Source organism: Verrucosispora sp. CNZ293 (assembly GCF_002754655.1).
Genome location: NZ_PEFR01000001.1, coordinates 6203737 through 6216398, shown reverse-complemented (window position 1 = coordinate 6216398; position 12662 = coordinate 6203737). Strand labels below are relative to the sequence as shown.

The following is a 12662-nucleotide window of genomic DNA, read 5'->3' as shown; positions in this document are numbered from 1 at the left end:
ACATGACCTTCCGCCCCGCCCCGCGCGCCCTGGCCACCGCCACGGCCGCCCTGCTCGCCCTGACCGGCGTCACCGCCTGCTCGAACGACGACAGTCCGGCCGGCGCCGACCCGCAGCGGGTCGACGTGGTGGCCGGTTTCTACCCGTTGCAGTTCCTCGCCGAGCGGATCGGCGGCGACGCCGTGGCCGTGACGAACCTGGCCCGCCCCGGTGCCGAGCCGCACGACCTGGAGCTGAACCCGGGCCAGGTGGGCCAGATCAGCGAGGCGGAACTGGTCCTCTTCCTGCACGGCTTCCAGCCCGCCGTGGACGAGGCGGTCGAACAGCAAGCCGGTGACCGCGCCTTCGACGTGGCGACCGTGGAGCCGCTGCTGGACGCCACCGCCGGTGGTCACGATCACAGCCACGAAGGCGAGGAGGACGAGCACGGCCACGAGGACGAGGAGCACGCCGAGGAGGAGCAGCACGCCGAGGAGGCGTCCGACGGCGCCAAGGACCCGCACGTCTGGCTCGACCCGACCCGGCTGGCCACCATCGGCGACAAGCTCGCCGAACGGCTCGGCACGGTCGACCCGGACCGGGCCGGCGAGTACACCCAGCGGGCCGCCACCCTGCGTACCGAGCTGGAACAGCTCGACACGGAGTTCGCCGAAGGGCTGAAGACCTGCCAGCGCCGGGAGATCGTGGTCAGCCACACCGCTTTCGGCTACCTGACGCAGAAGTACCAGCTGGAGCAGATCGGCATCAGCGGGCTCACCCCGGAGGACGAGCCGTCCCCGCAGCGCCTGGCGGCGGTGGCCGAGGAGGCCCGGGAGCACCAGGCCACCACGATCTTCTTCGAGACCCTTGTCAGCCCGAAGGTGGCCGAGACCATCGCCCGGGAGGTCGGTGCCCAGACCGCGGTGCTGGATCCGATCGAGGGCCTGTCAGCCGAGGGCGACGGGGACTACCTTTCGGTGATGCGTACCAACCTGCAGACCCTGAGGACGGCGTTGAGCTGCTCGTGACACCTGACGTCATCACCGTCACGCACGGGGTGGTCGGCTACGACGGCCGCCCCGTGCTTCGTGACGTCTCGCTGACCGTGACCGCCGGTGAGGTCGTCGCGGTCCTCGGTGCCAACGGCTCCGGCAAATCCACCCTGATCCGCGCGATCCTCGGGCTGGTTCCGCTGAGCGCCGGCACCGTGACCCTCTTCGGCCGGCCGGTACGCCGGTTCCGGCAGTGGCACCGCGTCGGCTACGTCCCCCAGCGCCTCGGTGCCGGCAGCGGCGTACCGGCCACCGTCGCCGAGGTGGTCGCCGCCGGACGGCTGGCCCGTCGGGGAATCCTGCGCCCACCCGGGCGCACCGACCGGGAGGCCGTCGCCGAGGCGCTGCACGCCGTCGGCCTGGCCGACCGGGCGAAGGATCCGGTCAGCACCCTCTCCGGGGGCCAGCAGCAGCGCACACTCATCGCCAGGGCGCTGGCCGGGCGACCGGAACTGCTGATCCTCGACGAGCCGACGGCCGGCGTGGACGCGGCCAGCCAGGAGGCGTTCGCCGGGGCGCTGCGCGATTTCACCGTCGGCGGGGGCACCGTACTGCTCGTCGCCCACGAACTGGGTCCGCTGCGCCCGGTGATCGGCCGGGCAATCGTCGTACACCAGGGGTTCGTGGTGCACGACGGCGCCGTGCCGGAGCCGGCCGGGCACCACGCGGCACCGGACCACGACCACGTGCATCCGCACGGTCCCGAGGAGCCCGCCGGGCTGTGGAGCGCACCATGAGCCTCTTCCAGTACGAGTACATGCAGCTTGCGCTGGTCAGCGCTCTGATCATCGGGCTCACCGCGCCCGCGCTCGGCATCTACCTGGTGCAGCGACGGCTGGCGCTGATCGGGGACGGCATCGGGCACGTCGCGTTGACCGGGGTCGGTGCCGGCCTGCTGTTCCAGACCTCCCCTGTGATCATGGCGGTGATCGCGGCCACCATCGGCGCGGTCGTCATCGAGCTGATCCGGGAACGCGGCCGTACCTCCGGCGACCTGGCTCTCGCGCTGCTCTTCTACGGCGGCATCGCCGGCGGGGTGGTGCTTGTCGGGCTCTCCGACAGCACCAGCTCCAACCTCAACGCGTACCTGTTCGGCGCGCTGAGCACGGCGTCCCGGGCGGATGTCGCCACCATCGCGGTGCTGGGTGCGGCCGTGCTGATCGCGATGCTCGGGCTGCGTCCGGCGTTGTTCGCCGTCTGTCACGACGAGGAGTACGCCCGGGTCTCCGGCCTGCCGGTACGCGCGCTCAACCTGTTGCTCGCGGTCACCACCGCGATCACGGTGACGATCGCCATGCGTGCCGTCGGCGTCCTGCTGATCAGCGCACTGATGGTCGTCCCGGTGGCCACCGCGCAGCAGGTCACCCGGGGGTTCCGCAGCACGATGGCGGCGGCGATGGCGTTGGGCCTGTTCGCCGGCGGGGCGGGCATCTGGATGGCGGCGCTCGCCGACACCGCGCCCGGCGCCTCGGTGGTGGTGCTCGCGATCGCCTCGTTCGTGGTGGTCACCCTGCTGGCCGCCGCCTGGCGCCGAATCCGGCGAGCCCGTCCTCAGCCCGCGCCGGCTCCGGAGCCACACGAGGTGGTGCTCGGCGGGTCCTGATCACGAGCTTCGCGCCGGTATTGGTTACCGTTGCAGGGTGACCAGCGGATCCGGCTATGACGCGTACGAGGGCGCCAGCGAGTTGCTGCGCGCCCTCTCGGCACCGATCCGGCTGGCCATCGTCAGTGAGCTGGCCGGTGGTGAGCGCTGCGTGCACGAGCTGGTGGACAAGCTCGGGGTGGCCCAGCCGCTGGTCTCCCAGCACCTCAGGGTGCTCCGTGGGGCGGGTGTGGTCCGGGGCTCCCGGCGGGGGCGGGAGATCGCGTACACCCTGGTCGACGAGCATGTCGCGCACATCGTGGCCGACGCGGTCAGCCACGCCGGGGAGGGATCATGAACGAGCGAATCATCAGGCTCAGCGCGGATGTGCCTCATGACGGCACGCAGCGAAGCGGAGTGGCGTCATGAGCGAGCGTAGCGAGCGAATCATCAGGCTCAGCGCGGATGTGCCTCATGACGGCACGCAGCGAAGCGGAGTGGCGTCATGAGCGACAGTGGTACGGCGGTTCGCAACACCCGTCAGCGTTCGGCGGTGAGCGCGCTGCTCGCCGAGGTGGAAGGCTTCCACAGCGCTCAGGAACTGCACGCGATGCTGCGCGATCGTGGCGAGCGGGTCGGGTTGACCACTGTCTACCGAACGTTGCAGGGCCTGGCCGACGCCGGTGAGATCGACGTGATGCGCCCACCTGGCGGCGAGCACCTGTACCGCCGGTGCAGCGAGGGTCATCACCATCACCTGGTCTGCCGGGCCTGCGGCCGTACGGTCGAGGTCGCCGGCCCGACCGTGGAGACCTGGGCCGACCGCGTCGCCGCCCAGCACGGCTTCACCGACGTCAGCCACACCCTGGAAATCTTCGGCACCTGCCCCACCTGCGCCCCCTAACCCCACCCCCACCCACCGCCGCCCCGGCCCACTTCGTCGATCTTGCACTTTTAGTCGCGATAAAAGCGAATGCAAGAGACATTTCGGCGACCATAACTGCAAGATCGGGGTGGGCTGAGGGCGGCTGGCGGGGTGCCGGGGGGCGGGGTCCGTGGGAGGCTGTCCGGCGTGAAAATCTACGCTGATCGTTTCCCGACCGCGCTACGACAGCTGCTCACCGATCTGCTCGTCGTCGCCTGGGTGTACGCGACGATTCGGGGCGCGCTGTGGCTGCATGATCTGGTGCAGAGGCTGGCCGTACCCGGACAGAAGCTGGAGGGGGCGGGCGGCGGGCTGGCCGACAACCTCGCCGAGGCCGGCGGCAAGGTCGGCCGGGTGCCGCTTGTCGGCGACGAGCTGACCGCGCCCTTCGAGCGGGCTGCCGCTGCCGCCCGTTCGCTGGCCGAGGCCGGCCGCGACCAACAGGAACTGGTCGACCAGTTGGCCCTGGCACTGGCTGTCGGGATGCTGATCGTGCCGCTCGGACTGGTGCTGTTCGGCTGGTTACCGCTGCGGCTGCGTTGGATGCGCCGGGCCGGCTCGGCGGCCACGCTGGCCGGCGCACCCGCCGGCCGGGACCTGCTGGCCCTGCGCGCCCTGGCCGGCCAGCCCCTGCGCAAGCTCACCCGGATCGCCCCCGACGTCGCCGAAGCGTGGCGCCGAGGCGACGACGCCACGGTCAACGCCCTCGCCGCCCTCGAACTCCGCCGCCTAGGCCTCCGCGACCCCCACCACCCCTGACCCCTCCCCTCCCCTCCCCACTGACCTCTAGCCCAGACCGTCGACCCAGGCCGTTGATCATGAAGTTGTTGTCGTCGATATCGGCGTGGCGTGACAATAACTTCATGATCAACGCGGGCGGGCGGGGGCGGGGCCGGGCCTGGGCGGGCGGGGGCGGGGGCGGGGCGGGGGCGGGGGCCTGGGTGCGCGGTTAGGGGTTAGGGGTGGGTGGGGGAGGTGGCGGCGGGCGTCGGTGGGGGTGGTGGAGGGGCCAGGGGTCCAGGGGGCCACCCAGGGCAGGTCGGCGGGTGGCGGGATGACGCCGTCCTCCAGAGCCGTGTAGCGGCCGGCGAGGATGCGCTTGGCGGCCGTCACGTCGATCGAGTCGGTGTTCTGCCAGAGCGCGCTGAACAACGCGTCGACCCGGACCCGGGCCTGCCGGCAGAACAGGTCGGCCAGTTCGACGTTCTCCGGCCGGGTGTCGCGCTCGGCGTGGGCGCGTACGCAGACCGCGCTCATCGCGAACAGTTCCGCGCCGATGTCCACCACCCGGCCGAGGAACGCCTGCTTGCGTTCCATCTTTCCCTGCCAGCGGGACATCGCGTAGAAGGTGGACCGGGCCAGCTTCCGGCTGGCCCGTTCCACCTGACGCAGGTGCCCGGCGAGCGGGCCGAACTCGCCGTACCCGGTGGGCTGCTGCCCCTTGCCGACCGCGAGGGTCGGCAGCCACCGCGCGTAGAACGCGCCCGCCCGAGCGCCGGCCTTCGCCTTGCGGGAGAGCCCGGCGTCGGGGTCGATGATGTCGCCGGCCACCGACAGGTGCGCGTCCACCGCCTCGCGGGCGATGAGCAGGTGCATGATCTCCGTGGAGCCCTCGAAGATCCGGTTGATCCGCAGGTCCCGGAGCATCTGCTCGACCGCGGCCGGGCGTTCGCCCCGGGCAGCCAGCGAGTCGGCCGTCTCGTACCCCCGGCCACCGCGGATCTGGATCAGCTCGTCGGCGATCCGCCAGGCCATCTCGCTGGCGTAGAGCTTCACCAGCGCCGCCTCGATCCGGATGTCGTTGCGGTCGTCGTCGGCGAGCAGACAGCAGAGGTCGAGCATGGTCTCCATGCCGTACGTGGTCGCGGCGATGAAGGAGAGCTTCTGGGCGACCGCCTCGTGCTCTCCCACCGGCCGGCCCCACTGGACCCGCTCCGCCGACCACTCCCGGGCCACGTTCAACGCCCACTTGCCGGCGCCGACGCACATCGCCGGCAGCGACAACCGGCCAGTGGTCAGCGTGCTCAGGGCGATCCGTAGTCCCTTGCCCTCGCCACCGATGACGTTCTCCTTCGGTACGAAGACGTCGTGGAAGCGGGTGAGGCTGTTCTCCAGGCCACGCAGGCCGAGGAAGGCGTTTCGCCGCTCGACGGTGATGCCCTCGGCGTCGCCGTCGACCACGAAGGCGGTGATGCCGCCACGACGCCCCTCCGCCTTCGGCACCCGGGCCATCACCACGAGTTGGGTCGCCACGGTGCCGTTTGTGGCCCACAGCTTGACACCGTTGATCCGGTAGCCGGTGCCGTCGGGTGTCGGTTCGGCGGTGGTCGCCAGGCGGGCCGGGTCGGAGCCCACGTCCGGCTCGGTGAGCAGGAACGCGGAGACCTCGCCGGCGGCCAGTCGGGGCAGGAACCGACGCCGCTGCTCCTCGCTGCCGAACATCTTCAACGGCTGGGGTACGCCGATCGACTGGTGCGCCGACAACAGTGCGCCGATCGCCGGGCTGACCGAGCCGGCGAGCATCAACGCCCGGCAGTAGTGCAGGTTGCTCAGGCCCAGCCCGCCGTACTCCCGGCCGATCTTCATCCCGAAGGCACCCAGCCGGGCCAGTCCCTGGAACACCTCGTCGGGGATCCGCGCCTCGCGTTCGATCGCCGCACCGTCCACTTCGGCGGCGACGTAGTCGCGGAGCCGGCCGAGGAACTCCTCGGCACGGGCCTGTTCCTCCGGATCCGGTCGCGGCCACGGATCGATCAGGTCGAGCCGCAGCCGCCCCAGGAACAGTTCCTTACCGAAGCTGGGCCGATCCCAGCTGGTCTGCCGGGCCGCCTCGGCGACCTGACGGGCCTCCTTCTCGGACACCTGCCCGGACGCGTCCGGCGCGGGCACCTGGCCCGACGCGTCCGGCGCGGGGTCGGCGTTACGGCTCTCGGTGGCTGACGGACGGTGATTCTCGGCGATGGCCACGGCAAACCCCCGGGGGCTCGATCCGGACAGTCGGACTGTTCCGCCTGTTCAGCAGGCTACCCGCGTTTGTTACCCAAAGGTAGCCACGGATATCCGCAGCAGTTGTCAGCTCAGTCCTGAGTCAGGCCGCTCGGGTCCTCGTCGTCGTCGATGTCATCCTCGCCCCAGTTGCGGCGGGCGAACGGCAACATCACCCAGAAGGTCAGGAACCACAGACCGGTGAGGGCGCTGAGCAGGAACGCGATCGGTCGGGGCAGCACGAAGTCGGTGATCAGCAGCACCGAACTCACCATCGCGACAAGCATGAAGGCGAGGCCGCCACTGGCCATCCGGTGGGCGAAGCGCACCAGTTCCGGTTTGCGTCCCTGCCGGAACAGTGCCCGGTGGAAGGCCACCGGCGAAATGATCATCGCGGTGGCGCCGGCCGCGGCCAACAGCGCCACGATGTAGACGTCGCGCTGGAACGGGGTGGTCTCACCGAAGCCGGCGCTGAACGGCAGGGTCAGCAGGAAGGCGAACAGAATCTGCACGCCTGTCTGCGCGACCCGCAACTCCTGGAGCAGGTCGGCGAAGTTTCGCTGCCACCGCTGCTTCTCGGTTTCCTTTGACACTGCGGACCTCCGGGGGCTCCGCCGGCCCTCGCCGCCGGCGGCAACGCTGATGCCCCAACGGGTTCGGCCCGAAACCCGTTCGGAATCCGTGGCGGATCCGTCCGTCGACCCGGGCATTCAGAGGACGCGACCGACAACGCGCCCGAGCGCGCCATCGGCGTGTACCAGCCCCGATCAGACCGGCGGGCGTACCCGGGCCAGGATCGCCTCGGCCAGTGGCGTCGGCGCCTCGTCCGGGATCCAGTGGGTGACCCCGGTCAGTTCGACGAATCGGAAGTCTTCGGTCACCTGCGCGGCACACGCCTGCGCGGCGACCCGCCCGATGGCGACGTCCCCGTCGCTCCAGACGAACGTGGTAGGCACCGCCACCGGGCCGGTCCCCGCCAGATCCGCCTTCGACATCGCGCGGTACCAGTTCAACGCGGCGGTCAGCGCTCCCGGCTCACGCATCGGATCGGCGTACGCGGCCACCCGGGCGCCGTCACCGACCCCGCGCAGCAGCCGGCGCAACCCGGCGGCGCCCAGCGCCAGCAGCGTCTTCTCGGCCGCCCCCGGCTGCCGGAACAGCAGCATGTACGCCGAGCGGGCCTTCTGCTGCGGGTCGTGTGCCAGCGCGTACGCCATGGCTGCCGGGTGCGGCACGGAGACCGCGGTCAGGGTCCGGACCCGGTCCGGGTGGGTGGCGGCCAGCGCCCACCCGACGACCGCACCCCAGTCGTGTCCGACCACGTGCGCGGCGGGCACCCCGAGGGCGTCCAGCACCGCCGCCGCGTCGGCGACAAGTTCACCCAGCCGGTACGCCTCGACCTCGGCGGGCCGGGCCTGCGGCGAGTAGCCCCGCTGGTTCAGCGCGTAGCTGCGCAAACCGGCGGCGTGCAGGGCCGGCAGTACGCCGTCCCACTCACCCGAGTGCTGCGGAAAACCGTGCAGCAGCAGCACCGGCTCGCCCTGCTCCGGACCGCCGGTGGCGACGTCGAACCGCAGACCTCGGGCCTCGATACGCATCCTGGCAGCCTACCGACGAGTCAACACCGCACCGGGAGAGCAATGTCCGGCAGGTCAACAGGGCGGCTCGGCCAACCGCTCCATTCGGTTCCATCCGATCCAGCCTCGCTCGCGCAACAGCTCCTTCAGCCGTTGTATCCGGGGGTCGGACTCCTCGGCGAGCGCGTCCAGCAGGTCGTGCGGCATCTCGTCGTAGGACTCGTTGCTGACGTTCAGCTCGCCTGCGGCGTACGCCTGCTCGGCCAGGCAGGCCATGATGTCGGCGGCTTCCGCCAGTCGTGGATCATCGTCGACGTCGCCGTCGAAGATCTCGGACAGCACCCGGTAGAGCCGGACGATCCGCGGGTCGTCGAGCTGCGCGAGTTTGCCGGGCATGAACTCGCGGACGCTGTCGGGCCAGCGGGCGGCGACCAGGATCCACCCGTCCCGTTCACCCGCCACCACCCGCTCGGACGCACCGATCTCCCGAAGCCGATGAAGGTAGGCGGTCACCTCCGGGGGGAGCGTCAGGCCGTCGCCGGCCGCGAGCTGCGCGATCTGCCTACGGCTGGTCTCAAGCCGTTCGATCTCATCCCGGAGGTGACTGTCGATCCTGCGGATCGCCTCCGTGAACGTCACCGCGTCGGCTTCGAGTAGCTGATCGATCCGGGACAGCGGCACCCCGGCGTTGGCGAGAGTGCGGATCTTGATCAGCGACACGGCCGCTGTCGCGCCGTACCGTCGGTAACCCGAGGCGTCCCGCGCCGGCTCGGGCAGCAGCCCGATCTGGTGATAGTGCCGCACCGTCCGCACCGTGACCCCGGCGTACGCCGCCAGTTGACCGATCGTCAGCATGCCCCGATCCTGCCCTCACCACACCCGGTCCGGCCGGCGCAGACTCATGCGATTCTCCTCCGGTAGGTGCTGGTGGCGGCGAGGTAGGCGACGACGAGGATGCCGACGCACCAGGCGAGTGCGGTCCAGATGTCGGCGCCGACGGGCTGCTGGGTGAACAGGTCCCGGATCGCGTTGACGATGGCTGTCACCGGTTGGTGCTCGGCGAAGGCCCGCACCGGGCCGGGCATGGTGTCGGTGGGCACGAAGGCCGAGCTGACGAACGGCAGGAAGATGAGCGGGTAGGAGAACGCGCCCGCCCCGTCCACCGACGTCGCGGTGAGGCCCGGGATCACGGCGAGCCAGGTCAGCGCCAGGGTGAGCAGGCCCAGCATGCCTGCCACCGCGAACCAACCGAGCACATCCGCCCCCGAGCGGAAGCCCATGAGCAGGGCGACGCCGACGACGACCACGAGTGAGATCAGGTTGGCGACCAGCGAGGTCAGGACGTGCGCCCACAACACGGAGGTCCGTGCGATCGGCATGGACTGGAAGCGCGCGAAGATGCCGCCCTGCATGTCCTGGAAGAGCCGGAACGCGGTGTAGGAGATACCCGAGGCGATCGTGATGATCAGGATGCCCGGCAGCAGGTAGTTCACGTACGAGTCGGACCCGGTCTCGATCGCGCCGCCGAAGACATAGACGAATATCAGCAGTAGGGCGATCGGCATGATCGCGGTCGTGATGATGGTGTCCGGGCTGCGGGAGATGTGGCGCAGGGACCGTCCCAGGAGCACTGCGGTGTCGCCGATGAAGTGCTTGTTCACAGCTGTTCCTTGTCCGTGCCGGCACCGACGAGGGTGAGGAAGATGTCTTCGAGACTCGGCTGCTTCTCGACGTACTCGATCGCGGCGGGTGGCAGTATCCGCCGCAGCTCGTCGAGGGTGCCGTTCACGATGATCCGGCCCTCGTGGAGGATCGCGATCCGGTCCGCGAGGTGTTCCGCCTCGTCGAGGTACTGGGTGGTGAGCAGCACCGTCGTGCCGCCTTCAGCGAGCGCCTTGACGGCCTGCCACACCTCGATCCTGGCCTCCGGGTCCAGCCCGGTCGTCGGCTCGTCGAGGAAGACGACGGGCGGGTTCCCGATGAGACTCATCGCGATGTCCAGTCGGCGGCGCATGCCACCGGAGTACGTCGCCACCCGCCGCCCACCCGCCTCGGTCAACGCGAAGCGCTTCAGCAGGTCGTCGGCGATCACGCCAGGTGCCCTGAGGTGACGGAGCCGGGCGACCAGGACGAGGTTCTCTCGCCCGGTGAGGATCTCGTCGACGGCCGCGAACTGTCCGGTGAGGCTGATGGACTCGCGTACGTCGGCCGGCTGGGCCGCGACGTCGAAGCCGTTGACGTGCGCGGTGCCCGCGTCGGCTTTGAGCAGCGTGGAAAGGATCTTCACCACCGTGGTCTTGCCCGCCCCGTTCGAGCCGAGCAGGGCGAAGATGCTCCCCCGCGCCACATCGAGATCCACGCCGCGCAGCACACGCAGCTTCTGGTACGACTTCTCCAGGCCCCGCACCCGAATCGCAGGCTCCTGAAGCTGACTGGTTGTCACAGGGACGTTCATGCCCGTCAGCATGGAGGGTTGACGCAGCGTCATGGTCAAGCCCGCAGCGACGCCGATTCCCGCTGGCGTACACAAGGCCGAATCCGGCTGGCCGCCGGGCAAGGTGGTCCTAGTCGTACGGGCGCTTGGGCGCTGGCACCTGCCGCCAGGACTCGACCTCAAGGTAGGGGATCTCGGCGTCGTTCACCGGATCCCGGCCGAGCCGGTCACTGTAGCGGCCGGTCACCTCCACCCAGGTGTCGTCGGGCAGCCCGGCTGGTACGTCGCCGGTCAACCCGAGCTTGACCGGGCGGCCGTCGGCGGCGCAGCAGGACAGCACCATCCGGGCCAGGATCGGCTCGCCGTCTCCGCCGGTGGCGATGAAGCCGGTGAGCTGCACCCGCCGATCGCCTATCGACGCGCCCCTGTCGAACAGTGCCCGGGAGGCGTAATCCAGGACACTGACCTGCACCGGGTCGCCCTCGGGCAGCGGCGGGTAGTCCGACTGCTGCTGGCTGCTCAGCGCGGTGCCGGCCTGACCCGCCGCGTACGAGCCGAGGGCCGGCGGGGCGACCAGCAGCAGGCCGAGCACCGGCAGGATGAGCAGCCAGCCGACCCGGGGCTCGTGGTGGGCATGCCCGTGCCCGTCATGGTCACCGGGCCCGCCAACGCTGTCGTGCCCGGCGCCGGACCCGCCAACCGGCACGCCAACGCTGTCGTGCGGAGCGCCGCCGCTGCCGGCCGGGACGCCAACGCCTACACCGGCCGGCGCGGCACCGTCGCCACCGGCGGGAGTGCCGCCGGGACCGCCGGTCGGGGCCAGGGCGCGGGGAACCGCCGGGCGCAGCTCGTACCAGAGAGTCATGATCGCGGCGGCGATCAGCAGCAGGCCGGCGGCGATCAGGAAGGGACGCAGCCCTTCCTTGACGTAACGCAGGTAGAGGTCGGTGACGCTGGCCCGGATAACCGCGCCGCCGAGCAACAGCAGGATCACCGCCTGCGCCTGCCGGTTCACAGCAGCACCGCCCCGGCACCCACGGCGACCAGCAGGGCCACCACGAATGTGGTCGGCGCGAACCGGAAGGCGAACCGGCGGCCGAACACACCGGCCTGCATCGAGATCAGCTTGAGATCGACCATCGGCCCCACCACCAGGAAGACCAGTCGGGACGTGAGCGAGAACTGGGACAGCGAGGCCGCCACGAAGGCGTCCGCCTCCGAGCAGAGCGAGAGCAGTACGGCGAGCAGCGCCAGCGCCAGGATCGACAGCCACGCGTTGTCGGCGAGAGTCTGCAACCAGCGCTCCGGCACCAGCACGTTGATGCTGGCGGCGGCCATCGCACCGAGCACCAGGAACCCACCCGCATGGGTCACGTCGTGGCGGACCGCGGCCCAGAAGGCCCGGCCCCGGGACGCGTCGTCCAGCTCCGGCCGACGCGGCATCCTGATCCACTCGGTGCGCCCGAGCCGCAACCAGAGCCACCCCATGATCATGGCGACGATCAGGCTCGCGACGCCCCGGGCGAGCACCATCTCGGGATTGTTCGGGAAGGCGACAGCTGTGGCGGTGAGCACGATCGGGTTGACCGCCGGGGCGGCGAGCAGGAACGCCAGCGCGGCGGCCGGCGTGACGCCCCGGCGGATCAGCGACCCGGCGATCGGCACCGCGCCGCACTCGCAGCCCGGCAGCACCACCCCGGCCGCGCTGGCCGCCGGCACCGCCAACGCCGGGTGCCGGGGCAACGCCTTGGCCCAGAAGGACCGGGGTACGAAGACCGCGATCACAGCCGAGAGCAGCACTCCGAAGACCAGGAACGGCACCGCCTGCACCATGATCGAGACGAAGACTGTGGTCCAGGTCTGGATGCGGGGATCGTCAAGGGCGGCGGCGATCGGCTCCCGAAAGATGATCAGGAGGATCAGCAGCGCCGCCAGCACCTCCACCGAGCCGATCCGGTCGCCGAGCCAACGCCGGGGCGGCTCGCCACCACTGGGCTCCGGAGGGCGTGTCCCGGTGTCCACGCCCCCACCGGAGGGCCGGCCCTCAGGGCCGCCGGCTGGCACGGCCCGGTCAGTGTCTGTGGTCACCCGTCACCCTTCGGCCGTGGCGGATCGGCGAACTGAGATT

13 protein-coding genes and 1 pseudogene are annotated in these 12662 nt (G+C 70.7%); 6 read left to right on the top strand and 8 right to left on the bottom strand.

Going from position 1 to position 12662, the window contains the following annotated elements; translation table 11 throughout:
* Nucleotides 1-2: 2 nt before the first annotated feature.
* The 6 genes from CLT74_RS28405 (at nucleotide 3) to CLT74_RS28380 (ending at nucleotide 4297) form a co-directional block, all read left to right on the top strand.
* Nucleotides 3-1007 carry a metal ABC transporter substrate-binding protein gene (locus tag CLT74_RS28405; RefSeq protein WP_099850503.1) on the top strand — a complete coding sequence of 335 codons (1005 nt, stop codon included), beginning with the start codon at nucleotides 3-5 and terminating at the stop codon, nucleotides 1005-1007.
* Nucleotides 1004-1768, top strand: coding sequence for an ABC transporter ATP-binding protein (locus CLT74_RS28400; protein ID WP_099850500.1), 765 nt, complete (start codon nucleotides 1004-1006; stop codon nucleotides 1766-1768). Before CLT74_RS28405 ends, CLT74_RS28400 begins: the two co-directional genes overlap by 4 nt.
* Entirely contained in the window at nucleotides 1765-2634 is an 870-nt protein-coding gene (locus CLT74_RS28395) for a metal ABC transporter permease (protein ID WP_099853225.1), read from the top strand. The genes CLT74_RS28400 and CLT74_RS28395 overlap by 4 nt, the downstream gene beginning before the upstream one ends.
* A gap of 37 nt (nucleotides 2635-2671) precedes the next feature.
* Nucleotides 2672-2971, top strand: a complete 300-nt coding sequence (locus CLT74_RS28390) for an ArsR/SmtB family transcription factor (RefSeq protein ID WP_093407467.1) — start codon at nucleotides 2672-2674, stop codon at nucleotides 2969-2971.
* Between the two features lie 147 nt (nucleotides 2972-3118).
* A complete protein-coding gene (locus CLT74_RS28385; protein ID WP_099850498.1) occupies nucleotides 3119-3517 on the top strand; it encodes a Fur family transcriptional regulator in 399 nt (132 codons plus the stop codon).
* Nucleotides 3518-3685: 168 nt separating this feature from the next.
* Nucleotides 3686-4297 (top strand): hypothetical protein, encoded by a 612-nt coding sequence (locus tag CLT74_RS28380; protein ID WP_099850496.1) that lies wholly within the window; start codon nucleotides 3686-3688, stop codon nucleotides 4295-4297.
* 204 nt (nucleotides 4298-4501) lie between these two features.
* On the opposite strand, the pseudogene CLT74_RS28375 reads toward CLT74_RS28380, so the two are convergent.
* The 8 genes and pseudogenes from CLT74_RS28375 to CLT74_RS28340 form a co-directional block, all read right to left on the bottom strand.
* A pseudogene (locus CLT74_RS28375) lies at nucleotides 4502-6427 on the bottom strand (acyl-CoA dehydrogenase family protein); the annotation flags it as partial.
* 188 nt (nucleotides 6428-6615) lie between these two features.
* Nucleotides 6616-7116: a DUF6328 family protein gene (locus CLT74_RS28370; protein ID WP_099850492.1), complete on the bottom strand. Its 501-nt coding sequence runs from the start codon at nucleotides 7114-7116 to the stop codon at nucleotides 6616-6618.
* 174 nt (nucleotides 7117-7290) lie between these two features.
* Nucleotides 7291-8121, bottom strand: a complete 831-nt coding sequence (locus CLT74_RS28365; RefSeq protein ID WP_099850490.1) for an alpha/beta fold hydrolase — start codon at nucleotides 8119-8121, stop codon at nucleotides 7291-7293.
* Between the two features lie 54 nt (nucleotides 8122-8175).
* Complete coding sequence (locus tag CLT74_RS28360) at nucleotides 8176-8955, bottom strand: MerR family transcriptional regulator (protein WP_099850488.1); 780 nt, start codon at nucleotides 8953-8955, stop codon at nucleotides 8176-8178.
* A 44-nt stretch (nucleotides 8956-8999) separates the two neighbouring features.
* Nucleotides 9000-9761: an ABC transporter permease gene (locus tag CLT74_RS28355; protein ID WP_099850486.1), complete on the bottom strand. Its 762-nt coding sequence runs from the start codon at nucleotides 9759-9761 to the stop codon at nucleotides 9000-9002.
* Entirely contained in the window at nucleotides 9758-10555 is a 798-nt protein-coding gene (locus tag CLT74_RS28350) for an ATP-binding cassette domain-containing protein (protein ID WP_199172277.1), read from the bottom strand. The genes CLT74_RS28355 and CLT74_RS28350 overlap by 4 nt, the downstream gene beginning before the upstream one ends.
* 109 nt (nucleotides 10556-10664) lie before the next feature.
* A complete protein-coding gene (locus tag CLT74_RS28345; RefSeq protein WP_099850482.1) occupies nucleotides 10665-11549 on the bottom strand; it encodes a TIGR03943 family putative permease subunit in 885 nt (294 codons plus the stop codon).
* Nucleotides 11546-12487 carry a permease gene (locus tag CLT74_RS28340; protein WP_486582775.1) on the bottom strand — a complete coding sequence of 314 codons (942 nt, stop codon included), beginning with the start codon at nucleotides 12485-12487 and terminating at the stop codon, nucleotides 11546-11548. The genes CLT74_RS28345 and CLT74_RS28340 overlap by 4 nt, the downstream gene beginning before the upstream one ends.
* Nucleotides 12488-12662 lie beyond the last annotated feature (175 nt).

Coding starts and splice junctions, on each gene's coding strand:
- CLT74_RS28395 (WP_099853225.1), top strand. CDS start 1,765: ATGAGCCTCTTCCAGTACGAGTACATGCAGCTTGCGCTGGTCAGCGCT.
- CLT74_RS28385 (WP_099850498.1), top strand. CDS start 3,119: ATGAGCGACAGTGGTACGGCGGTTCGCAACACCCGTCAGCGTTCGGCG.
- CLT74_RS28365 (WP_099850490.1), bottom strand. CDS start 8,121: ATGCGTATCGAGGCCCGAGGTCTGCGGTTCGACGTCGCCACCGGCGGT.
- CLT74_RS28405 (WP_099850503.1), top strand. CDS start 3: ATGACCTTCCGCCCCGCCCCGCGCGCCCTGGCCACCGCCACGGCCGCC.
- CLT74_RS28360 (WP_099850488.1), bottom strand. CDS start 8,955: ATGCTGACGATCGGTCAACTGGCGGCGTACGCCGGGGTCACGGTGCGG.
- CLT74_RS28350 (WP_199172277.1), bottom strand. CDS start 10,555: ATGAACGTCCCTGTGACAACCAGTCAGCTTCAGGAGCCTGCGATTCGG.